21 protein-coding genes are annotated in these 21,083 nt (G+C 61.4%); 6 read left to right on the top strand and 15 right to left on the bottom strand.

Features of this window, described 5'->3' with window-relative positions:
• Window positions 1-73: 73 nt before the first annotated feature.
• Genes V1293_RS03155 through V1293_RS03140 form a run of 4 tightly spaced genes read left to right on the top strand, consistent with a single transcriptional unit; the run spans window position 74 to window position 4,033 of the window.
• Window positions 74-1,027, top strand: coding sequence for a SurA N-terminal domain-containing protein (locus tag V1293_RS03155; RefSeq protein ID WP_442894329.1), 954 nt, complete (start codon window positions 74-76; stop codon window positions 1,025-1,027).
• Complete coding sequence (pdxA, locus tag V1293_RS03150; RefSeq protein WP_334506621.1) at window positions 1,027-2,088, top strand: 4-hydroxythreonine-4-phosphate dehydrogenase PdxA; 1,062 nt, start codon at window positions 1,027-1,029, stop codon at window positions 2,086-2,088. Before V1293_RS03155 ends, pdxA begins: the two co-directional genes overlap by 1 nt.
• Window positions 2,085-2,945: a 16S rRNA (adenine(1518)-N(6)/adenine(1519)-N(6))-dimethyltransferase RsmA gene (gene rsmA / locus V1293_RS03145; protein WP_334506619.1), complete on the top strand. Its 861-nt coding sequence runs from the start codon at window positions 2,085-2,087 to the stop codon at window positions 2,943-2,945. Before pdxA ends, rsmA begins: the two co-directional genes overlap by 4 nt.
• A gap of 29 nt (window positions 2,946-2,974) precedes the next feature.
• Window positions 2,975-4,033: an alcohol dehydrogenase gene (locus V1293_RS03140; RefSeq protein WP_334506617.1), complete on the top strand. Its 1,059-nt coding sequence runs from the start codon at window positions 2,975-2,977 to the stop codon at window positions 4,031-4,033.
• A gap of 141 nt (window positions 4,034-4,174) precedes the next feature.
• On the opposite strand, the gene V1293_RS03135 is transcribed toward V1293_RS03140, so the two are convergent.
• Window positions 4,175-4,549, bottom strand: coding sequence for a hypothetical protein (locus V1293_RS03135; protein ID WP_334506615.1), 375 nt, complete (start codon window positions 4,547-4,549; stop codon window positions 4,175-4,177).
• A 277-nt stretch (window positions 4,550-4,826) separates the two neighbouring features.
• Between V1293_RS03135 and V1293_RS03130 the strand changes: the two genes are divergently transcribed.
• Window positions 4,827-5,051, top strand: a complete 225-nt coding sequence (locus tag V1293_RS03130) for a hypothetical protein (protein ID WP_334506613.1) — start codon at window positions 4,827-4,829, stop codon at window positions 5,049-5,051.
• A 79-nt stretch (window positions 5,052-5,130) separates the two neighbouring features.
• On the opposite strand, the gene V1293_RS03125 is transcribed toward V1293_RS03130, so the two are convergent.
• The 4 genes from V1293_RS03125 to V1293_RS03110 form a co-directional block, all read right to left on the bottom strand.
• Window positions 5,131-5,874 carry an SGNH/GDSL hydrolase family protein gene (locus tag V1293_RS03125; RefSeq protein ID WP_334506611.1) on the bottom strand — a complete coding sequence of 248 codons (744 nt, stop codon included), beginning with the start codon at window positions 5,872-5,874 and terminating at the stop codon, window positions 5,131-5,133.
• A 375-nt stretch (window positions 5,875-6,249) separates the two neighbouring features.
• On the bottom strand, window positions 6,250-6,942 hold the full coding sequence (locus tag V1293_RS03120; RefSeq protein ID WP_334506610.1) for a hypothetical protein: 693 nt from the start codon (window positions 6,940-6,942) through the stop codon (window positions 6,250-6,252).
• A 311-nt stretch (window positions 6,943-7,253) separates the two neighbouring features.
• Complete coding sequence (locus tag V1293_RS03115) at window positions 7,254-8,318, bottom strand: DUF4339 domain-containing protein (RefSeq protein WP_334506609.1); 1,065 nt, start codon at window positions 8,316-8,318, stop codon at window positions 7,254-7,256.
• The gene (locus tag V1293_RS03110; protein ID WP_334506608.1) at window positions 8,237-9,031 is read right to left on the bottom strand and encodes an RDD family protein; all 795 of its coding nucleotides are present in this window, start codon (window positions 9,029-9,031) and stop codon (window positions 8,237-8,239) included. Before V1293_RS03110 ends, V1293_RS03115 begins: the two co-directional genes overlap by 82 nt.
• Before the next feature lie 1,476 nt (window positions 9,032-10,507).
• Between V1293_RS03110 and V1293_RS03105 the strand changes: the two genes are divergently transcribed.
• Entirely contained in the window at window positions 10,508-11,626 is a 1,119-nt protein-coding gene (locus V1293_RS03105; RefSeq protein WP_334506606.1) for a hypothetical protein, read from the top strand.
• An 18-nt stretch (window positions 11,627-11,644) separates the two neighbouring features.
• Here the strand turns inward: V1293_RS03105 and gmk are convergent, their stop codons facing one another.
• From gmk to V1293_RS03055, 10 genes are all read right to left on the bottom strand, one after another.
• Entirely contained in the window at window positions 11,645-12,298 is a 654-nt protein-coding gene (gene gmk, locus V1293_RS03100; protein ID WP_334506604.1) for a guanylate kinase, read from the bottom strand.
• Between the two features lie 3 nt (window positions 12,299-12,301).
• Window positions 12,302-13,189 (bottom strand): YicC/YloC family endoribonuclease, encoded by an 888-nt coding sequence (locus tag V1293_RS03095; RefSeq protein WP_334506602.1) that lies wholly within the window; start codon window positions 13,187-13,189, stop codon window positions 12,302-12,304.
• Between the two features lie 127 nt (window positions 13,190-13,316).
• Window positions 13,317-14,588: an endolytic transglycosylase MltG gene (gene mltG, locus V1293_RS03090; protein WP_334506600.1), complete on the bottom strand. Its 1,272-nt coding sequence runs from the start codon at window positions 14,586-14,588 to the stop codon at window positions 13,317-13,319.
• Between the two features lie 126 nt (window positions 14,589-14,714).
• Window positions 14,715-15,980 carry a beta-ketoacyl-ACP synthase II gene (fabF, locus tag V1293_RS03085; RefSeq protein ID WP_334506598.1) on the bottom strand — a complete coding sequence of 422 codons (1,266 nt, stop codon included), beginning with the start codon at window positions 15,978-15,980 and terminating at the stop codon, window positions 14,715-14,717.
• A 97-nt stretch (window positions 15,981-16,077) separates the two neighbouring features.
• Entirely contained in the window at window positions 16,078-16,317 is a 240-nt protein-coding gene (locus V1293_RS03080) for an acyl carrier protein (RefSeq protein WP_008969609.1), read from the bottom strand.
• 304 nt (window positions 16,318-16,621) lie between these two features.
• Window positions 16,622-17,359: a 3-oxoacyl-[acyl-carrier-protein] reductase gene (gene fabG, locus V1293_RS03075; protein WP_334506596.1), complete on the bottom strand. Its 738-nt coding sequence runs from the start codon at window positions 17,357-17,359 to the stop codon at window positions 16,622-16,624.
• Between the two features lie 21 nt (window positions 17,360-17,380).
• Window positions 17,381-18,334, bottom strand: a complete 954-nt coding sequence (gene fabD / locus V1293_RS03070; protein ID WP_334506594.1) for an ACP S-malonyltransferase — start codon at window positions 18,332-18,334, stop codon at window positions 17,381-17,383.
• A 112-nt stretch (window positions 18,335-18,446) separates the two neighbouring features.
• The gene (locus V1293_RS03065; RefSeq protein ID WP_334506592.1) at window positions 18,447-19,073 is read right to left on the bottom strand and encodes a LysE family translocator; all 627 of its coding nucleotides are present in this window, start codon (window positions 19,071-19,073) and stop codon (window positions 18,447-18,449) included.
• Window positions 19,074-19,132: 59 nt separating this feature from the next.
• Entirely contained in the window at window positions 19,133-20,158 is a 1,026-nt protein-coding gene (locus tag V1293_RS03060; protein ID WP_334506591.1) for a fatty acid desaturase family protein, read from the bottom strand.
• Window positions 20,155-20,865: a TetR/AcrR family transcriptional regulator C-terminal domain-containing protein gene (locus V1293_RS03055; protein WP_334506589.1), complete on the bottom strand. Its 711-nt coding sequence runs from the start codon at window positions 20,863-20,865 to the stop codon at window positions 20,155-20,157. The genes V1293_RS03060 and V1293_RS03055 overlap by 4 nt, the downstream gene beginning before the upstream one ends.
• Window positions 20,866-21,083 lie beyond the last annotated feature (218 nt).

The raw sequence follows: 21,083 nt of genomic DNA, 5'->3' as shown, positions 1-21,083 counted from the left end.
AGAGTACCCAGCCCGTGCCGGGAGAGTACCCAGCGCAACCCGGTACGAATTGGTTGATACGTCTGACATGACCATGACCACCATCAAGCTCCTTTCCCGCCGACTTTGGTCCAATGTTGGGTCCCTAGCCGCCGGCGGCGCCGTCGCGCTTGCTGTGCTGGCCGCTGGGGTTTCGCCGTTGCCGGCGCAGACTATCGCCTGCATGGTCGGCGGCGAACCCATCACCAGTCTCGATATCGAGCAACGTACCAAGCTCAACTTCCTGACCACGCGCAAACAGATGCCCAAGCAGGAAGTGCTCGACGAGTTGATCAACGAAAAGGTCAAGATCAAGGAAGCCAAGCGGTTCGGCGTCGATCCCTCCGCCAGCGATATCGATCAGGCCTATAGCGGCATGAGCCAGCGGATGCGGCTGTCACCCGAGCAGCTCACCAAATCCCTGGAGAGCCAGGGCGTCCGGCCGGAAACGCTGAAGTCCCGCCTCAAGGCCGAGATGGTCTGGGGCAGCCTGGTGCGCGGCCGCTTCAAGGAGAGCCTGCAGGTCGGCGAGAAGGATGTTAACGACGCCGCCCAGGGCAGCGGCGAGGCAACCCAGACCGATGCGTTCGAATACAAGCTGCAGCCGATCGTGCTGATCGTGCCGCGCGGTTCGGCGCAGACGGCGATCGACCTGCGGCGCAAGGAGGCGGAAAGCTTGCGCGAGCGCGTGCAGACCTGCGAGCAGGCCAACAGCTACTTCAAGTCGATGCAGAACGCCGCCATTCGCGACATCGTGACCAAGACCTCGGCCGACATCCCCGGACCGCTTCGTGAGCTGCTCGACAAGACGCAGATCGGTCATTTGACCCCGCCAGAGATCACCAAGCAGGGCGTGGAGATGGTGGCGTTGTGCGAGCGGAAGCCGACCAAGGTCGACACGCCGAAGAAGCGGGAAATCCGGGAAAAGATGTTCGCCCAGAAATACGAGGCGAAGTCGAAAGCTTATCTGAACGACATCCGCAAAGCTGCAATGATCGAATGTCGTTGATGGCCAAGGATCCAACGAAGGATCTGGCGTCCAGGGATCTGACGTCCGAGGCTCCAAAAATCAAGGCTCTCGCGCTGACATCCGGCGAGCCGGCGGGCATCGGCCCCGACATCGCCCTCGCCGCCTGGCTGCGGCGCAAGGAGCTCGACCTCCCGCCATTCTATCTGCTCGGCGACCGCGCATTCTTCGCGGAGCGAGCTAAAATCCTGGGATGGCAGGTCGAACTCGGCGATGCTGTCCCTGAGGAAGCGAGCGCGGCATTTGCGAAGGCGTTGCCCGTGGTCGCGACCGGCGAAATCGCCACCGCGCGCCCCGGACAGCCCGACGATACCAGCGCGACCGCGGCGCTGGCCTCGATTCGCCAGGCGGTCGACCATGTCAGGAGCGGAAGAGCCGGCGCCGTCGTCACCAATCCGATCGCCAAGAGCGTGCTGTACCGCGCCGGATTCCGCCATCCCGGCCACACCGAATTTCTCGCCGAGCTTGCCGCTGATGGCGGCCGCGCGCCGCAGCCGGTGATGATGCTGTGGTCGCCGGCGCTCGCCGTCGTTCCCGTCACCATCCATCTTTCGCTGCGCGAGGCGCTGGCCCAGCTCTCGAGCGATTTGATCGTCACGACCGCGCGGATTGCCGTCGCGGATCTGAAAGCGCATTTCGGGCTGGCCCGGCCGCGGCTTGCGATATCGGGCCTCAATCCGCATGCCGGCGAAGACGGCTCGCTCGGCAGCGAAGACATCGACATCGTGGCACCCGCTGTCGAGACGCTGCGCGCCGACGGCGTCGACGCGAGGGGCCCCTTGCCGGCGGACACCATGTTCCACGCCGCCGCGCGCAAAACCTACGACTGCGCCATCTGCATGTATCACGACCAGGCGCTGATCCCGATCAAGACGATCGCGTTCGAGGACGCCGTCAACGTCACGCTTGGCCTGCCGTTCATCCGCACCTCGCCGGACCACGGCACGGCCTTCGACATTGCCGGCACCGGCAAGGCCAACCCGTCGAGTCTCGCCGCAGCCTTGCGGCTCGCCGCGCGCATGGCGGCAACCAAGCCTTCATGAGCGCGATCGACGATCTACCGCCTCTGCGCGACGTCATTCGCGAACATTCCCTGTCGGCACGCAAATCCCTCGGCCAGAATTTTCTGCTCGACCTCAACCTCACCGCGCGGATCGCGCGCGCCGCGGGCCCGCTCGAAGGCGCCACGATCATCGAGGTCGGTCCCGGCCCCGGCGGCCTGACGCGCGCGCTGCTGGCGCTCGGCGCAAAGCGCGTTATCGCGGTCGAACGCGACGAGCGCGCGCTGGCGCCGCTCGACTATATCGCCAGGCGCTACCCTGGCCGGCTCGAGATCGTGCACGCCGACGCGCAACGCTTCGATCCGCGCCCGATGCTGGGCGGCGAGCGCGCAAAGATCGTCGCCAACCTGCCCTACAACATCGCGACCGCGCTTTTGGTGGACTGGCTTTCGATCGAACCCTGGCCGCCCTGGTACGACATGATGGTGCTGATGTTTCAGCGCGAAGTCGCCGAGCGCATCGTCGCAAGCGAGAATGACGAGGCTTATGGCCGGCTCGCGGTGCTCGCCAACTGGCGCACTGAAACCAAAATCCTGTTCGACATTTCGCCGGCCGCCTTCGTGCCGCAACCAAAAGTGACCTCCGCGGTGGTGCGGCTGGTGCCGCGCAGCGCGCCTGCGCCCTGCGACCGCCGCGCCCTCGAACAGGTGGCCGCCGCAGCCTTCGGCCAGCGCCGGAAAATGCTGCGGCAGAGCCTCAAATCGCTGTCGGTCGATCCGGCACGGCTGGCGGAAGCCGCCAAGGTCGATGCGACCCGGCGGGCGGAGACGATTCCGGTTTCCGGCTTTGTTGCCATGGCCCGCGAATTGACCGATATACGAAACACTCAAACGCCCTGAAGAAATTTGAGCTCAAGGGAGATATTGCCATGGCGCTGATGCGTCGCCAGTCGCTGGTCAAATTCGATGCGCCATTGTGCGAAACCATTGTCGATACGCCGAAGCCGCAAGGCCGCGAAGTTCTCGTCCGCATCGAACGCTGCGGTCTGTGCCATTCCGACCTGCACATCCAGGACGGCTATGCTGATTTGGGCGGTGGCAAAAAGCTCGACACCACCCGCGGCATGACGCTGCCGTTTACGCTCGGGCACGAGATCGCGGGCGTGGTCGATGAGGTCGGGCCAGATGCCCCGAAGGAACTGATCGGAAAGAAGCAGGCGGTATTCCCCTGGATCGGCTGCGGCCAGTGCCGCGACTGCGCCAATGGCGACGAGAACCTCTGCGTCAAGCAGCGCTTCCTCGGCGTCTCCATCGACGGCGGTTTTGCCACCCATGTGCTGGTGCCCGACGCAAAATATCTGCTGGATTACGATCCGCTTCCCGTCAACCAGGCGGCGACCCTGATGTGCTCGGGCGTCACCGCCTATGGCGCGCTGAAGCGGCTGGTCGACCGTCCGCGGCAGCGCAATCTCTTGCTGATCGGCCTCGGCGGCGTCGGCATGATGGGGCTTTCATTCGCGCAGGCGATGTTCAAGCAGAACATCACGGTCGCCGATCTTAGCCCCGCCGCGCGCGAGACCGCGCTCAAGAACGGCGCCGCGGTCGCCTACGATCCGTCCGAGCCCGAAATCGTCAGGCGCATCCTGAAGGAAACCGAGGGCGGCTTCGACGGCGTCGTCGATTTTGCCGGCAATGAGAAATCGATGGCGTTCGCTGTGGCCACCGTGGCGCGCGGCGGAAAGATCGTCGTCTCCGGCCTGATGGGCGGCAATTTCAGCCTGCCGATGGTGCAATGGGTCTACAAGCGCATGACCATCGAAGGCTTCATGGTCGGCACGCTCACTGAAGCCAAGGAATTGATGGCGCTCGCCCGCGCCGGCAAGATCAAGCCAACGCCGATGAAGGAAGAGCCGATGGCCGACGTCCAGAAATGGATCGACGAGCTGCGGGCCGGCAAGGTTGTTGGGCGGATTGTGCTGAAGAACTGAGGCGATACGCTCGCGTCACTGCAACGACGGAGCATTCGGCCCACTCCGTCCTTTGATTCCGATAGCTTCCCGTCGAGCTGCTTTCGTCGAAATGGCCTGAGAAGTGGGCACGGCGCGAAGTGTCGTGCCCACGCTTTGAAACTACCTGCTGTAGACCACGGGCGCGCGGCGGAACGCCACGCCCGGCGGCAGGCCGATGTCGCGCTGCCAGACGCGGCCATCATCGAACTGAATGCGCATGCCATCGGGCGAATAGACAGCGCCCTCGTCGCGCGCATCGATCCAGATTCGGCTGTAGGGCGCGCTCCAGTCGGGCCAAGCCCGGTAGGACTCACCCGTTTCCGTCGTGAGGTTCACGGCGTCCCCGTTCTGCGTGACGAAGGTGGGAGCGCCGAGCATGCCGTTCCGGCACATTTGGATGCACCGATAGGTCCCGGTCAGGTTGACCGTTTCGGCCGAGGCGCCAGTGGCGGCGCACGCAGCCAAGAGGCCCAGGGCCAGCGACAATCGTCTCATCAGGATTACTCCATTGCTTGTATGAAGATGAGCCCGAGCAAGCGGACCGGGAACAAGCGCTGACGAAAGCAGCTTGTTCCCCCTGTTCCCTGCAGTTCCAACACCTCTGCGTGAAATGGAACGAAAGGCATGTACCGCGGATGCGCACGCAATAGTGCGGTCGCGATACCGAAACGCAACAGGCTACCGCAATCAGACGTCACAAGCAGAGTTGTAATGGGGAACCAACCAGACTCAGGTTAGATTCCGTGCAGTTGGAACTTGGCAGGGGACACCAATGCCATACTTCAATTTTGATCTCGTCGTCGGCGCGGACTTCAAAAGTCAGGGCGGCATGATCCTCGAAAATACAGATTACGCGATCGATAAGGCCGATAGCCTCGCGACCGAGCTTTGCATCGTTCGTCCCGAGCTGTGTTCGGCAGGATGTGCCGTGCGCGTTACCGACGGCGACAGCAACGAGCTCTACCGTACTCCGGTCGAGCTTGCCGGTCGCGGGTGAAATCGTCCCGTCATCCACGGTGAGCGCGATTTTCGAATTGCGGTGACAGTGCTGGACTGAACTACGGTTGCAGTGCGCTTTAACTTGCCTGTGATGGTCGCGAAGGCACGGCTACCGATGACTGTGCCTTTTTGACGCCGCTGACGATCGCGAGCTTCATCGCCCACGCCACACGATGCGTGGCCCAGTCGCTGTCGTGCAGCCTGTGCTCGTCCGCCGGGTCGACCATCCGGTCGAACGAAACCTGTTCGACCTCATACAGGCCCTTCATGAATGCGAAGCGGCGGAACACATTGACGCCGGCGTCCCGCGCCAGTTTGCTGATCGCCTCGACCATCGCGATCGCTTTCTCCTTCTTGGCCGGCGTCAGTACAGCCGGCACATATTGGAGGTCCATCAGGATGACGTTGGCCTGCGTTTCCTCGCGCAGCTTGACTAGACCATCGCGAATGGCCCCGGCGGTTGCGTTGAAGGAGGGAGGATTCTGGTCCGGGCTTTGCCAGACCGCATTCGTTCCGACCTGCCAGATCACCAGATCGGGCCTCTCGGCGATGACGTCGGTATCGAACCGCTGAAGCTCGATCGGCGCCTCCTGGCCGCCGATTCCCTTGTTGACCATGGTGATCTCAGCTTTCGGATATTCGGTCTGAAGAAACGACTTCAGCCGCTCCGGATAGGCCTCGATATTGCCGTGGCCCGCCGTCGTCGACGAGCCGATCGCGACGATCTTGGCCCGTCCTGTGGTGAGGCTCTGCGCAAAGTGCGTCAGGCCGTGCTCAAATGGAATCGGCTCAACAGGAATCTGTGAGGGATCGCTGTCCATGGGTCACCAGTTTGTTGCAGCCGAGACAACGTGGGGTAGAAGAAGAATAGCGCGCCACGGCGAGATCGCTTAGCCTGCGGGCGCGGATCACGGCGAATGCAATAGAAACGGCAGAATTACGGTGCCAGTTAACTTGCCGGCGATACTCGACGCCTCTATTGAGTGTGCTGTCATCGTAGTAGCGAATAGCCACCGCGTTTTCCGGCGAAAGGCTGCCCCGGACTTGATCCGAGATTCAGACCGGTTTGCGGTGAAGACTGCGTCAGTACGAAAATCCGATTGCGCGTTGTCGGGAATTTCGGTGACGTGTGGCGCGATTCATACAAAGCGCGAAGATGCGCACAGATATGCCGGGACGCTCCTTTGGTCACGTCCCTACTTTACGCCAAAAAGCTTTCGTAAAGTTGCAGCTCTGACATGAGACGGCAGACGCAGAGTTTCTTCGTAGAAGGCTGCCACGACGCGACAATACGACGAATATTCGCTCGGGTTGACCTCGTCCTTAGCCATGATGTTAGCCTCTTGTCCAAACCGACGCTCTAGGAATTTGACGACATCAGCAATAGATCGGCTTATTAGGTCACCATCTGCTCCGAGCGGGATCTTTCCTCGGTAGGCATCAAAGACTTTTGTCTTCATGGCACCTTGATCTTGTCCTATCGTAGGAAATCTTGACCCGATAGTGACCAACAATCCGCTGCGATCGCTCTGTGGATTCGCATACATGTAGCATGCAGCCCCACTTTCTTGATTCAGAAGCTTCATATGTTTCACCGTCATCTCGACGTACTCAACCAGAATCGTAGATGCAACGTGTGGCAGCGCCTCTTCAAATAGTTGATTAAGGATCGGCGAAATCTGTGTCGTCAACTCGTCGGTCGATTTCCCTCTTTGCAGACCATTTACAAACTCGCTGAGTATTCTTTGATAAGTTGGCGCGTCCATGCGTTCGATTGCTGCGTATATTGGAATGTCACGCAAGATTTTATCCCCATTCTCCTGCGTGATATCCGCTGCCTTGATCCCCGAAAGAGCGAACTTCGATCCATCAACGATTCGAGTTGCCACCCCCTTCCTCGATCAACTCACTCACCTGAGGGATCCACATTTCTTCTGGGGGGACCTGATTAGCGCGCTTCGCAAAACGAGCACTCAAACCTAAACGCTGCAATCGACTTTCTTCTTTCTCTACGAGTCCGATTCGATCCTCATCTGTGAGTCCCGCAAAGTTTGATTGGTGAAAGCCGATCTTGGCGCTCTCGGTTATGAACCTATTCTTTCCACTCAAAAAGACAATCGTGCATGCCGATAGGCATGAACCCGATACGAATGTATCCAAGCCTCGCTTCTTAATCAGGTCCCCGATACGTTGTGCTTCTTCAATTCTTCCCCCCCTTGGAGTTCAGGTGAACAACCGCGACTGCGCCCATAGCGTCGATAAAGCGAACGAACTCTTTTGCCGCGCCGAAGGTTATTCCACCAGAAAACTCTAGCTCGGAACCATCACGAAGAACTCTGAATGCATACTTTCCAACCTCCTCATCGCCTGCATAAATGCCGTACATCTCACGAATCTGTGGAAACCCACGACTAGTGAACTGAACGAGCGTCGATATGACAGCGATACCCAGCGATAGCTTTGCAACGCCCGCCCACGGAGCTTTCGCATTGCTGATTGAGTAGTTGGTCGCCGATCTCCAGGTGCCCGCGACCTGCCAACAAAGTATCGCAAATGTAATTGCCCACATTCCAATCATTGAAAGCAAAGCGATGCTGGGAGAGAATTCGGTCTTGAGTTGTGAACTTGCTCCTATCGCCGTTACGGCAATTGTCGCAATCAGATAGCCCAGAAATCCGTTGAACCAATACGATACTGGCAGCGAGAGTGTTCCTCGCCAATGCTTTGCGAGGTAGTTGCCATTTTTCTCTCGTTCCGTCGTCGGGCTCGTGCCGAAATCGCCCGCAGTTCCATAGCTCGCTGATTGTTTCGGTAGCGGCCCAAGAGTGCTTCCAGCAGAAGCGCGGACCGAGGAGCTACGTCCCGTTTCAGCGAAATACTCGCTCTTTTCAATATTGGATACCCCAAAGTGCATCGGAAGCGGCGGGGGAACGAGTTGCAATCCAACACTGCGCGACGAAAATGCATGCTTCGGCAAGGGTGGCGGCTTTAGTCTGGTTGCCATGTCCTCGTTCAATTCGAGCACATGTTCGGCTGCAACCCAATTCTGAAGACCTTGCCTCCAGACTAGATCAGTCTCCCTTATGAGTCCTTCGCTGACGAATTCGCGGAACGTGGCTTCAGCAATTGGACCAATTTGTTGGTCGTCCTTAAGAAAGTACCAGCTTCGTTCAGCCTCGACCGTCACGCCTTGCCGTCCGCCAGCGCGATCAAGAATATGTAAATCGCCAGAACTAACAACCAAACCAATACGATCGAAATCCATCGAAGAGCCGACAACTTGTTATGAGTCGTAATGCACTGAAAGTCGCGATCCCACGATGTCTGCTTCTCTTGTGTTAGGGTTCGATATGCTACGATTAGCGTAACTAAAGAGACGATAGGAATTCCAATTCCCAATCCTCGCGCCCATACGGCAAAGGATCTTTTGAAAGAGACAGCGAGGGTAAACCCATCCTTATCCGACCGAGTTAGCTTTATGCCATAGAGGCGCTTTCCAAGCGACGATCCAAATACGTTCAGACAGAGTCCTTCAAAGATAGCGTAGGCTCCCGTTCCAAAAATCGCATACAGCGCATCTAAGCTCTTATCGGAGTTGTCAAACAATCTTGGGAGGGCGATGCCCAAGAAAAAGAAAAAGAAAAGAAAGAAAAAATATAAGTCAAACATTCGCGCGAAATATCGTCGCCAAGGATGCAGGCTAGACGGCTCCTCTTCAACGAGGATTGGGCGGTCGTCACGATCAATGACCAATTGTCCCGTGGCTGCACCATGATTATAGGAAGGAATTGGCGGAGGCTGGAAATACCTTCTCAGAGCAAATTGCTCTCCTGCCTTTCCCCATTCAGCCATGCCCGGGCACCAAACCAAAAAATCAACAGAGTTAGCTTTGGCGCGGAGAACACGTCCGAGGTCCTCCACAGTCACAGGACCGTATGAACGGTCGCTTGCTTCAGCGTAATACCAGTTATTTTCCATGCTAATGCTCGCACATGGAGTCAGTTAATATTAAAGCAAAAACGGGGTTCGATTGACATGGGAGAGCCTAAGTGTCGTTGAAATCGATGTCTTGTCCCGTCCCGTGTTGTGCGGATAACCCGGCATAGAACGAGGTCTTCAATGTCATTTGCCAAAATGTTGCTATTGGAAAGCAGCTATTTGGTTGATTGATTGAACTATAGCAACCTCAGTAGGCATCGTCCATGGTAGAGCGGTGCCTCGTCTCTTCGAGAACAGAGGACGGCGCTCTCATACGCCGCCCTCTGGGAAGTACGGAAATACGTTGACGGTGCACTCAATTGATCGAGTCCCACCGCTCGCCCCGTCCAGCGCCGTGCCGAATCTGTCCGAGTCGAAACGCCGTTGATAGCGATATCGCCCGAAACGAGAGTTAAGTGTGCCCTCAGTAGATGTTCGCTCGCGCGATTTTCGCCGGCGCCCTGTCACTGATTTGCCCCACGTGGCAAGAAACTTATTTCACGACCAGCACAGATTTTTCGCTTAACACGGCACCCAAATCAAATCTACAACTCCCGTTATCCCGTCCCGCAAGAGGGGCGTTGGCCATCGTCACGAACGTTGGGACGGGTTGCGGTGGACGCGGCAGCGTCGGGCGCGAGAGGTGTTCGCAGGGCGGTTCGTCCGTGAGCGGACGCGACGCGCAGACGACCGGCGCTTAAACGCCTCAGTCGAAACTTCTTCCGGCAGCATGCGGGCCGGTCGAGGCGTATGGCTCGAGGAAGCTGCGGACGGCAAAAGCGTGTGGTCCAGGCACCCGTTGCTGGTGTCAAGCTGATGGAGATTGTCGAGCCCAACCGGGCCTTCGATCAATCGCCAATTCGTCAGCGACGGATGCAAGAGGAATTCGTCTCCGGGGAGCGCGCCATAAGCCGTTAAAACCATCGCGCAGGGAAAGCCGGGTGATCCGGCGCACCTGCGGTCTGCCGTGTGCATTTTTGCGCACGACTGCGGGTGTCATGGGCACCCGGCTTTCCCTGCGCCCTCCCTTTCAAGAGGGCATCGTCGATGCATAACTTCGGGCGCAACGCGCCGCGAGATCGCAATGTCGTATCCAGCGCCGGCCACACCTATCGAAAACAACTACGCGCAGGGAGTACCGACATCGCTCTACCCGCGGGTCGGTCAGCCCAAATGGCGCCACAAGGACCGGTGGATCCGTCCAGGGTTTGAGCTGGAACAACAGTTCCGGGCGTTTTTCGGTCCGCAGCGGCTCTGGCACATTCGTGCGATCCGATGGTTGCACCGGACGCTGGACCGCCGCCAAACAGTAGGAAAAGCGCCGGTTTTCCCCAGGCTTAGCCCGCCTCATATGAGGCGGCGCGTCAGCCGCAATTATACCCCATCCGCTCCGAAATTGCGGCTCATTGCCACCCAAGTCTCTGACCAGATTGGGCGCATCAAGTGTTGCGTTGCGTGCGTTGCCGGGGATACAGAATGTCGAACCGTTCCGTGAAATTCGTCCCGGCTCTCCTTGCCGGTGTTGTGGCAGGCGCCAATCTGGCCACCATGACGGATCTCCGGGCCCAGGTATTAACAACAGCCGCGGAAGCCGCCACACCACAAGCGACCGAGGCCGCCGCCGACAGTTGCCTGTCCGCGCCGAAGGGCGCGACCCCCTCGGGCAGCCACTGGTACTATCGCATCGATCGCGTCACCAAACGTCAATGCTGGTATCTCCGGGAGGAGAGCGACACGGCCGACGACAAGTTCGCACGTGCCGCGCCGCCAGCTTCAGCGCCTGCGCCGTCGTCGGCGGCAGCAGAACCGGCTTCGGCGCAGCCGCCAACGATCACGCGCAAGTCGATCGCCGACGCGCGTGCCGAATGGGTCTCCCAGCAACCCCGCGCCGAGCCAAATCCGCCCGCCAGAGCCGAGCCGCGAACGGTTGGGGCAGTCCCCGCCCTCGCCACTCAGAATGCCCAGCCCGCAACCATGCCGAACGTGCTGGCGCCGGCGCCACTGTCGTCGATGCGATGGAATGACGCTCCGACCACAAGGTCCTTGACCACGCCAACCAATCTCCAAACGGCGGCAGCCGCTTCGCCCGCAGACCAGCCGGCGCAGGCCGAGGAAGTGCAGCAGCCTGCGGCAGATCAGGTTGCGCCCACGGCTGCGGAAGCGGCGACGGCAAAGCCGACCGCATCGCTGCAGAAGCTGTTGATGGTGATGGCCGCTGCGCTCGCGCTGGCCGGCCTCACGGTCAGCGCAATCGTCAGGATCGGCCGCATGCGGGCACGCCGCGCCATGCGCCGCAAGCGGCGCGCGATGTGGGATTCCGCAAAGACAAAGCGGCGTTCGCCACAGCCGATGTTCCACGACGAGGACGCCGGGCTGCGGCGCGCCGGCGGCGTGCACCATACGACGCGCATGCCCAAGGAGCGACCGCGCACGCGCGTGCCCCAGGAACGGCCACGCACCCCCGAACGGCCACGCGCACCCCAGGACCGGCGACACGTGTCGCAGGGACATATGTCCCAAATACACATGCCGCAGGACGGGGACCAGCAGGTTACGGAAATGCTGGCGCGGCTCGCCCGCAGCGCGCAGACCTAACCGAACCGGACGCGGCGGCTATTTTTCCAACTGGCGCTGCAGCTTGCGAACGAACTCGGTCAGGCCGGTGCGGCGCTCACGCTTGAGCCGTTCGGCCTTGAGGATCGACTGCACCTCGGCGAACGCGTCATCGACGTTGTGGTTGACGACGATGTAGTCGTATTCCGCCCAGTGACTGAGTTCGTGGGTGGCGCGGCTCATGCGCCCGCGAATCACCTCGTCGGAATCCTGCGCCCGCGTGTGCAGCCGTTTCTCGAGATCGGCGGCCGACGGCGGCAGGATGAACACCCGGACGACATCGATGCTCGCCTTCTGATGCAGTTGTTGGGTGCCCTGCCAGTCGATGTCGAACAAAACGTCCTGTCCCGCCGACAATGCCGCTTCGACCGGCGCACGCGGCGTCCCGTAAAGATTGTCGAACACCGTCGCCCATTCGAGCAATTCGCCCTGCGCGACCATGGCCTCGAACCTGGGTTTGTCGACAAAGAAATAGTCACGACCATCGACCTCGCCCGGTCGCATCGAGCGCGTCGTCGCTGAAACGGACATCTTCAGGCCCGGCTCGCGCTCAAGCAACATACGCGACAGCGTGGTCTTGCCCGCGCCCGAGGGCGACGACAGCACGAACATCAGCCCTCGCCGTTCAACCCCGTCGAAACCTCCAGCCGTCATCGGTTACTCCAGGTTCTGGACCTGTTCGCGGAATTGCTCGACCACGTTCTTCATTTCGAGCCCGGTCTGGGTCAATTCCAGATCATTCGATTTGGAGCAGCAGGTGTTGACCTCGCGGTTGAATTCCTGGGCGAGGAAGTCGAGCCGCCGGCCGACTGGTCCGCCCTTGCCGATCATCTCGCGGGCCTGCGCGACGTGCGAGGCGATGCGGTCGAGCTCTTCGCGAATATCGGCCTTGGTCGCGATCAGGATCGCTTCCTGATTGAGCCTGTCAGGGTCGAAGCGTTCCGAAGTGTCCAGCAGCGCCGCCACCTGCTCGGCCAGGCGTGCCCTGATCGCATCCGGCTTGCGGCCGGGTGCTGCCTCGGCCTTCTTCGCCAGCCTTTCGATCTCATCCATGCGCTGGATCAGAATTTGCCCGAGCGCCACGCCCTCGCGGCGGCGCATCTCGACCAGATGGGCGAGCGCCTGCTCGAAGGCGGCGGCCGCCGCATCCCTCGCCGCCTTGTCTTCCGTCTCGTCGCTTTCGGGGTCGACGACCTCGATGACGCCCTTGATACCGAGCAATCCGTCGATGCTGGGCGCCACCGCGTCGATCCTGCCGGCGAGCTCGCCCGCGACCTTCACGATCGCGGCCAGCACGTCTTCATTGATGCGCACGGTGGAGACCGCGTTGGCGCGTTTGACGCTGAGGTTGGCGTATACCGTGCCCCGCGACAGCACCTCGCCGGCGCGTTTCTTGGCAAAGGCCTCCAGCTCGTCCCAGCCGGGCGGCAGGCGCAAGCGCAGGTCAAAGCCCTTGGCGTTGACGGACTTCAGTTCCCATTCGAACGCATAGGGGCCGCTGGCGCCGTGGCTCCGGGCAAAACCGGTCATGCTCGATAGCGCCATCGCGTAACACTCTCCAAAAGACAGGGATTTCGAGACTCGAAAGGGACGGCGCGACCTTAAGCCGATTTACGCCAAAGTGGAATTGCGATCCGGCAGTAGCCGGAACTCAGACTCAACCGGCCGGGCGTCAGCGCTGAACCACCGGCGGCGTCGTGGTCGACTGCGCGGCGCCCTGGCGGGCAGGCGCCGCCGGACGGGCGGGCGGCTTTTTGGCCGGCGCCGCCGGCCGTGGCGTGGTTGCGGTTGGATTGGGATCGGCCGGCGCTCCGGCCGGCGTTGGCGGCGGCGCATCCTCTGATGGTTCGACGGTATCGTTCTGAATCTGTTTTTCGAGCGCCCGCAGCTTGGCGACGTTCTTCTGGTGCTGGTCGTAGGTCTCGGTAAAGGCGTGCCCACCGGTTCCGTCGGCCACGAAGAACAGGTCGCGGGTGCGCGCCGGGTTGGCGGCGGCTTCGAGCGAGGCGCGGCCCGGATTGGCGATCGGCCCGGGCGGCAGGCCTTCGATCACATAGGTGTTGTAGGGCGACGGCTGCGTGATCTCGGAGCGCTTGATCGGCCGGCCCAGCGTTCCCTTGCCGCCGACCAGGCCGTAGATGATGGTCGGATCGGACTGCAGCTTGATCCTCTGCCGCAGGCGATTGGTGAATACTGCGGCCACGCGGCTGCGCTCGTCGGCCCGGCCGGTTTCCTTCTCGATGATCGAAGCCAGCGTGATGAGCTGCTCCGGCGACTTGACCAGAACATCCGGGTTGCGGCGTTCCCAGATCTCCGCGAGCACCCGCTTCTGGCTCTGTTGCAAGCGGTGGATCACCTGCTCGCGCGTGGTGCCGCGCGGGAATTTGTAGGTTTCCGGCAGCAGCGTGCCTTCGCGCGGCATTTCCCGCACGCTCCCAGCGAAGATGTCGTTGTCGATGAGCCGCGCCACGATCTGTTCGGAGGTCAGGCCTTCAGGGATAGTGACGGCGTGCTGCACCACCTTGCCCTCGACGATGGTAGCGATGACATCGCGCAGGCTGGCGTTCTTCTGGAACGAATATTCGCCCGGCTTGAGGTCGGAACTCGCTTTCAGCGCAAACACGCCGCCGATGAATACCCAGGGATTGACGTTGATCACGCCCTCGCGCAGCAGCGCGTCGGCGATGTCGCGCTTGCCGGCACGCGAGGGAATGTTGACGATCTTGTCTTCCCGCAGCGGGCCCGGCGTCTCCAGCATTTGCCTGCCGTAATAGTACACCGTTCCTGCCCCGATCATCAGAATGATCAGGATGGTGATGATGGCATTGCCGACCACCACGAAAGGATTGCGGGCGCGCTCCGACCGCTTCGGCGGCGGCGGCACCTGCTCGGGCTCCAGCGCAGCGCGCGGGCTTCGTGGTGAAATGGGCGGCCTCTCACTCATCGATGCAACCTGAATCCTGTCGGTTCAATCGCGGCCCGGCAATCCCCTGCCCGGCCGATAGCATACGCCCATATGTAGAAGTCATCGCCGAATACGGCAAAACGGTGGAGTCGTTATAAACACTTGCTAGTCAGTCACGCGCTGAACGATCAGGGAGGCATTGGTGCCCCCGAAACCGAAGGAATTCGACAGCGCGACGTTAATCTCGCGCTTGCGCGCCGTCTGCGGCACCAGATCGATCGCCGTTTCCACAGACGGATTTTCCAAATTGATGGTGGGTGGAGCAACGTTATCGCGAATCGCAAGGATACTGAAAATGGCCTCGATCGCACCGGCTGCACCGAGCAGGTGCCCGGTCGACGATTTCGTCGACGACATCGACACCTTGGAAGCGGCGTTGCCGAGCAGCCGCTCCACCGCGCCGAGTTCGATCTCGTCGCCGATCTGCGTCGAAGTGCCGTGGGCGTTGATGTAGTCGATATCGGATACCGCGATTCCGGCGCGCTTGATCGCCGCGCTCATGCTGCGGAAGCCGCCATCGCCATCCGGCGACGGCGAGGTGATGTGATAGGCGTCGCCGGACAGGCCGTAGCCCACCACTTCGGCATAGATTCGCGCACCGCGGTTTTTCGCATGCTCATATTCCTCGAGCACGACGACGCCGGCGCCCTCGCCCATGACGAATCCATCGCGATCCCTGTCATAGGGCCGCGAGGCCCTGTGCGGCGTCTCGTTGAAGCCGGTCGAGAGCGCGCGCGCCGCGCAGAATCCCGCCATCGCCAGCCGGCAGATCGGCGATTCGGTCCCGCCCGCCACCATGACGTCGGCGTCGCCGAGCGCAATCAGCCTGGCGCCATCGCCGATCGCATGCGCTCCGGTCGAACACGCGGTCACCACGGAATGGTTGGGGCCCTTGAGACCGTGCTCGATCGAGACATAGCCGGAAGCGAGATTGATCAGCCGCCCCGGGATGAAGAACGGCGATACCCTGCGCGGCCCGCGTTCCTTCAGCAGCAACGCCGTGTCGGCGATGCCGGACAGGCCGCCGATTCCCGAACCGATCAGGGTGCCGGTGGCGCATTTGTCTTCTTCGGTCGAGGGATGCCAGTCGGCGTCGTCGAGCGCCTGGCGCGCCGCAGCCATCGCAAAGATGATGAAATCGTCGACCTTGCGCTGTTCCTTTGGCTCCATCCACTGGTCGGGATTGAAGGTGCCATCACTGCCGTCGCCGCGCGGAATCACGCAAGCGATCCGGCTCGCAAGATCGGCGACTTCGAATGTATCGATCTTCCTGGCGCCGCTCTGGCCGCTGAGGATACGCGTCCACGTTGTGTCAACGCCGCAGCCGAGCGGCGTAACCATGCCCAGCCCCGTGACGACAACCCGCCTCATGTCAGAAACTCCAGCCCGAAAATGCCGGCCTAAAACAAGAAACCGGGGGACCGTTCGACAACGGCCCGTCCGGTTCTGTCTCTACCCGCCCGGGACGTCAGCTTTTCGCGTTCTTCTCGAGAAACTTCGTGGCGTCGCCGACGGTCAAAATCGTCTCGGCGGCGTCATCGGGGATCTCGCAACCGAACTCTTCTTCAAATGCCATCACAAGCTCGACGGTGTCGAGACTGTCGGCGCCGAGATCGTCGATGAAACTTGCGTTGTCGACAACCTTGTCGGGTTCAACACCGAGGTGTTCGACCACAATCTTCTTAACCCGCTCGCCAATCTCACTCATCGTTCAACCTCGTGCTTGTTCCAATGGACCCGACCCCAAGACGCTTCAGAAACGCTACGAGCTATCGTGGTCGTTAAACTTCCTTCGCTATCGCGCATAGTCTTGATTCGGCCCGGTGGTAGCCGACAAAGCCCCGGCGAACGGCAGGCTTCGCCACGCCAATATACAGGGTTTCAAAATCCTGCAATGGCCTTGTTTGCCCATCCGTCGGGGGTTCGGTTACCATACTTCCCAAGTCCTGACTACAACCTCCACCACCCCGGCGAAACGGCCTTTGGCCGCATCGATCAGGGCAATAACTGGCTCAAAACATGGCCATTCCGCCGTTGACGTGAATCGTCTGGCCGGTGACATAGGCCGCCTCGTTCGAGGCGAGATAGACAGCCGCCGCGGCGATGTCCTCCGGCGTCCCCAGCCGCGCCGCAGGAACCTTCGTCAGAATGGTTTCGCGCTGTTTGTCGTTGAGCGCGTCCGTCATCGGCGTCTTGATAAACCCCGGCGCGATGCAATTGGCGGTCACATTGCGCTTGGCGTATTCCGCACCCAGCGTCTTGATCAGGCCGATGATTCCGGCCTTCGAAGCGGTGTAGTTGGCCTGGCCGGGGTTGCCGGTCACACCGACGACCGAGGTGATCGCAATGATCCGGCCGAAGCGCTTGCGCATCATCAGTTTGGTTGCGGCGCGGGCGAGACGGAAGGTCGCGGTCAGATTGACCTGGATGACGTCGTCCCAGTCCTCGTCGCGCAACTGCACGAACAGGTTGTCGCGCGTGATGCCGGCATTGGCGATCAGGATGTCGACCTGCCCCATCGCGGCTTCCGCCGCGGGCACCAGCGCCTCGACATCAGCGCTATCGGAAAGGTTGCAGGGCAACACGTGGACACGGTCGCCAAGCCTGCCGGCGAACGAATCCAGCACCTCGCGGCGCGTTCCTGATATCGCCACTGTCGCGCCCTGCGCGTGCAACGCCTGCGCGATCGCCCCGCCAATGCCGCCCGTCGCGCCGGTCACCAGCGCCGTCCTGCCCGTCAAATCGAACATCAATGTCTCCTTCCGGGAGCTTTAGGCCGAAGCCGCCAACGCGTCCTTGGCGGCGGCAATATCATTGGGTCCCCCGACCGCCACGCCGACCGCACCGTCGGCGATGCGCTTGACCAGCCCGCTCAGCACCTTGCCGGCGCCGATTTCGAAGAACCGCGTGACGCCATGCGCGGCCATGTAAGCCACCGATTCGCGCCAGCGCACGGTGCCGGTGACCTGCTCGATCAGGCGGCGGCGAATCTCGTCGGGATCGGTGATCGGCGCCGCCAGCACGTTCGACACCAGTGGCGAGGCCGGCGTCTTGATCGTTACACCGGCCAGCGCCTCCGCCATCGCATCGGCCGCGGGCTGCATCAACTTGCAATGGAACGGCGCGGACACCGGCAGCAGCATTGCACGCTTGGCGCCCTTGGCCTTGGCGATTTCGAGCGCGCGCTCGACGGCGGCCTTGTCGCCGGACACCACCACCTGTCCGCCGCCATTGTCGTTGGCGGCCTGGCAGATCTGCCCCTGTGCGGCTTCGCCGGCAACCGCCATCGCGGCCTCATAATCAAGCCCGAGCAGTGCCGCCATGGCCCCGGCGCCGACCGGCACCGCTTTTTGCATCGCAAGGCCGCGGGTGCGCAGCAGGCGCGCGGTATCGCTGACGCTCAGGCTGCCCGCCGCAGCCAGCGCGGAGTATTCGCCGAGCGAATGGCCGGCGACGAAGGCCGCATCCCGCCCCACGGAAAAGCCCGCCTCGGTCTCCAGCACGCGCAGCGTGGCGATCGAGACCGCCATCAGGGCCGGCTGGGCATTTTCGGTGAGCTGCAGGGTTTCGGCCGGGCCGTCCCAGATGATGGCGGTCAGCTTCTCGCCGAGCGCCGAATCGACCTCGTCGAATACCGCCCGCGCGGCCGGAAAGGCTTCCGCCAGGGCCTTGCCCATGCCGACCGCCTGGGAACCCTGCCCCGGAAACGTAAATGCAGCCGTCATCGGCGCTCCCTCATTCGAATGGGGCCGTAAGACACTGACCGAGGTGGGGATGTCAAGCCGCGCTGCGGTATGACGCATTCCGTGGAAAGGCCGGGAATTGGGGCGAACAGGCTCAGCGTTCTTGCAGCGCCAGTCGGACGCCTAGAGCGCAATAGATGCCACCAACTGCCTTGCCCTGCCATTTTTGCACGGTGGGATTTCGACGGAGAAAGTTGCCCAGTCCTCCGGCGCAGACCGCAAAAACCACCGTACTGACGAGCCCCAGCAGGACAAAAAGGACGCCCAGGATCGTCAATTGAAGCATGACCGATCCGTTTTCAGGCGCCACGAACTGCGGGAGGAACGCGAGAAAGAAAAGCGCGGTTTTTGGATTTAGCACCTCGGCCAAAATAGCCTGCCTGAATGCCTTGCCGGCTGAGATTGGTAGTGCGCCGGCCGTCAGATTTGCCGGCGTTCTCTCGAGGATTGCACGAATGCCGAGGTAAACGAGATACGCTGCACCAACGTATTTGATGATGCTGAACAGCAATGCCGAAGTGGCAATGACCGCCGAGATGCCGACGATAGCCATAATGGTATGAATCATGTCGCCAGCCGCGATCCCCACGCCGGTCGCGATTCCCACCCTGGTGCCCGAACTCGTTGCCCGTGCAACGGTGAGGAGTGTGGCGGGACCCGGAATGAATACAAAGCCGAGCACTACCGCCCCATATGCAACCAAGGTGCTCAGATCGACCATGCGCTGGCTCCTTCACGGCGATTGCCGCCCAGGAAAGGGCGACAAGGAGATGCTCATCTTTAAAAGCCGCCTGCTTGCTGGTCGCCGCCAACCTCTTTCCCGGCCCGGGCGCGACGTGCGCTGCTCACGACGTTGCCCGGCCGGTCCTCATGGTTCGGCCTGGCGGTCGCGAGCCGCAGCACGGCGGCGTAATTGGGCTGCACCTCCATGCGATCCGCATACCGGCTTTCACTGAGTATACGGTGAACGCGCGGCAGGTTGTAGCAGGGCACGTAGAACAACAGATGATGTTCGAGGTGATAGTTGACGTAGTATGGCGCAATGAACAGCCGCTCGAGGAAATTCGCGCGCGTGGTGCGGGTGTTGCGCAAGGGATCGCTGGAGTCGGGAACGACTGCATGTTCGGCGATATTGCGGATCCGGGTAATGACCATCTGCCAGGTGAGCAGCGGCAACAGCCATAGCAGCGGATAGGCCCACCACACGCCGACAGCGGCGAGGCCGGTGAACAGTACCGCATTGACGGCACACTGCGGACCAAGTTTTTCCCGGAAATGCGCAGCGCGGCGCGCAAAGGGCCATTCCTTCGGCCCGAGCGCATTCAGAAACAGCGCCTTGCGCTGCTGATAGCCGGTCTGGCCGGTGATGTCGCGAAAGAACTTGCGCCGATAGCTCATCGACGTGATCGGAAACGGCGCCGACAGCACCAGATCGGGATCGTCTTCCTGCTGCGTGCGTGCATGGTGCTGCAGATGATAGCGGCGATAGGCCCGCGTCTCGGCGAAGATCGGATAGGCGCAGAACCATTGGCTGAGCGTCAGGTTGACGTTCTCGTCCGCCGACAGGCAACCATGCGCGCCGTCATGCATCAGGATCGCAAGCCCGAGCTGACGCGAGCCGATGATGCCCACCGCCAGCAAAAAGGTCAGCGGATTGGGCCACCAGGCGACCAGCGCGACCGATCCCAATATCAGCGCCCATGCATGTGCGATCAGGGCCATCCCCTTCCACGTCACGCGCTGGCGTACGGCGATCAGTTGATCCTCGTTCAGAAAGTCGCGGGCACGCATACGAAGCGCGGTCATGACGATCCTTCCCCGTCGGGTTTGTCGCGATCGTCAACCAGCCGCAGCCTGGAGCTATCGGCCCCGGTCGGTGGCGTGGCCTGATCGCCCAGCACGCGCAGCATTTCGCTGCATAAATCCTCGGCCGATCGCCCCATCGCATAGCCTTCGACCATGACGCCGATCGCGACCGCCCAGAACCGCCGCGAGCTTTCCTGCGGCGCGCGGAGTGAGCGCCAGCCATGCCGCTCGACCTGGCTTGCATAGGCGCGGGCGCCTTCGCTGTGCAGACGCTCTATGGTTCGTTCAACCAACGGCGCGAGGTCCTGGCGACGTCTGGTCAGGGTCAAGGCTTCGGCGAAGAAGGCCACCGAATCCGTCGCTGTCACCGTCTCCGCCAGCGCGTGCGTGTATTCCCGCGGCGTGTGCGCCTGAAGCGCAGCCTGCTCGGTCGCGCGCGCCAGATAGAGCATCTCGCGGCAGGCGGCTTCGACGAACAACGCTTCCTTGGTGCGGAAGTAATAGGTGATCTGGCTTGGAAAGGCGTCCGCGGCCGCCGCAATGTCCGAAATCGAGGTTCCGGCAAGGCCTCGCTCCTTGAACAGCCGGCTGGCGCCGTCGAGCAGTCGCGAGCGCATCTGGCGTCCGGCCGTACGCGTGGCGCGAGCGGCGTGCTTGGGGTCGCCGGCAGGCATTTCAGACGCGCTCTGGATGGACTTGGGGGCCATCTTGTCCTCTCGCCATTGTTTGTATGATATACAAACAAATATGTCAACCCGGTCGGCTGCCATCACGGCCTCCCGTTGGAGAGACCGAGGAACCCTTTCATGTCGACGCAAGAAGCCTTGCCAGCGCGCTGAAAATCCTTATAAACCGCGCCATCCGTGGATCCCGGCCGGGAGCTGAACGGACGGTCTCAGCAATCTCACCTTTTGGCGATGTTGAT

Origin of the sequence: Bradyrhizobium sp. AZCC 1693 (genome assembly GCF_036924745.1) — a bacterium.
In the GTDB taxonomy this organism is placed as follows: domain Bacteria; phylum Pseudomonadota; class Alphaproteobacteria; order Rhizobiales; family Xanthobacteraceae; genus Bradyrhizobium.
This window is presented reverse-complemented; position numbering and strand designations above follow the sequence as displayed.

Excerpts from the sequence above, each read along its gene's own strand:
- V1293_RS03155 (WP_442894329.1), top strand. The coding sequence starts at position 74 with ATGACCACCATCAAGCTCCTTTCCCGCCGACTTTGGTCCAATGTTGGG.
- pdxA (WP_334506621.1), top strand. The coding sequence starts at position 1,027 with ATGGCCAAGGATCCAACGAAGGATCTGGCGTCCAGGGATCTGACGTCC.
- rsmA (WP_334506619.1), top strand. The coding sequence starts at position 2,085 with ATGAGCGCGATCGACGATCTACCGCCTCTGCGCGACGTCATTCGCGAA.
- V1293_RS03140 (WP_334506617.1), top strand. The coding sequence starts at position 2,975 with ATGGCGCTGATGCGTCGCCAGTCGCTGGTCAAATTCGATGCGCCATTG.
- V1293_RS03135 (WP_334506615.1), bottom strand. The coding sequence starts at position 4,549 with ATGAGACGATTGTCGCTGGCCCTGGGCCTCTTGGCTGCGTGCGCCGCC.
- V1293_RS03130 (WP_334506613.1), top strand. The coding sequence starts at position 4,827 with ATGCCATACTTCAATTTTGATCTCGTCGTCGGCGCGGACTTCAAAAGT.
- V1293_RS03125 (WP_334506611.1), bottom strand. The coding sequence starts at position 5,874 with ATGGACAGCGATCCCTCACAGATTCCTGTTGAGCCGATTCCATTTGAG.
- V1293_RS03115 (WP_334506609.1), bottom strand. The coding sequence starts at position 8,318 with ATGGATTTCGATCGTATTGGTTTGGTTGTTAGTTCTGGCGATTTACAT.
- V1293_RS03110 (WP_334506608.1), bottom strand. The coding sequence starts at position 9,031 with ATGGAAAATAACTGGTATTACGCTGAAGCAAGCGACCGTTCATACGGT.
- V1293_RS03105 (WP_334506606.1), top strand. The coding sequence starts at position 10,508 with ATGTCGAACCGTTCCGTGAAATTCGTCCCGGCTCTCCTTGCCGGTGTT.
- gmk (WP_334506604.1), bottom strand. The coding sequence starts at position 12,298 with ATGACGGCTGGAGGTTTCGACGGGGTTGAACGGCGAGGGCTGATGTTC.
- V1293_RS03095 (WP_334506602.1), bottom strand. The coding sequence starts at position 13,189 with ATGGCGCTATCGAGCATGACCGGTTTTGCCCGGAGCCACGGCGCCAGC.
- mltG (WP_334506600.1), bottom strand. The coding sequence starts at position 14,588 with ATGAGTGAGAGGCCGCCCATTTCACCACGAAGCCCGCGCGCTGCGCTG.
- fabF (WP_334506598.1), bottom strand. The coding sequence starts at position 15,980 with ATGAGGCGGGTTGTCGTCACGGGGCTGGGCATGGTTACGCCGCTCGGC.
- V1293_RS03080 (WP_008969609.1), bottom strand. The coding sequence starts at position 16,317 with ATGAGTGAGATTGGCGAGCGGGTTAAGAAGATTGTGGTCGAACACCTC.
- fabG (WP_334506596.1), bottom strand. The coding sequence starts at position 17,359 with ATGTTCGATTTGACGGGCAGGACGGCGCTGGTGACCGGCGCGACGGGC.
- fabD (WP_334506594.1), bottom strand. The coding sequence starts at position 18,334 with ATGACGGCTGCATTTACGTTTCCGGGGCAGGGTTCCCAGGCGGTCGGC.
- V1293_RS03065 (WP_334506592.1), bottom strand. The coding sequence starts at position 19,073 with ATGGTCGATCTGAGCACCTTGGTTGCATATGGGGCGGTAGTGCTCGGC.
- V1293_RS03060 (WP_334506591.1), bottom strand. The coding sequence starts at position 20,158 with ATGACCGCGCTTCGTATGCGTGCCCGCGACTTTCTGAACGAGGATCAA.
- V1293_RS03055 (WP_334506589.1), bottom strand. The coding sequence starts at position 20,865 with ATGGCCCCCAAGTCCATCCAGAGCGCGTCTGAAATGCCTGCCGGCGAC.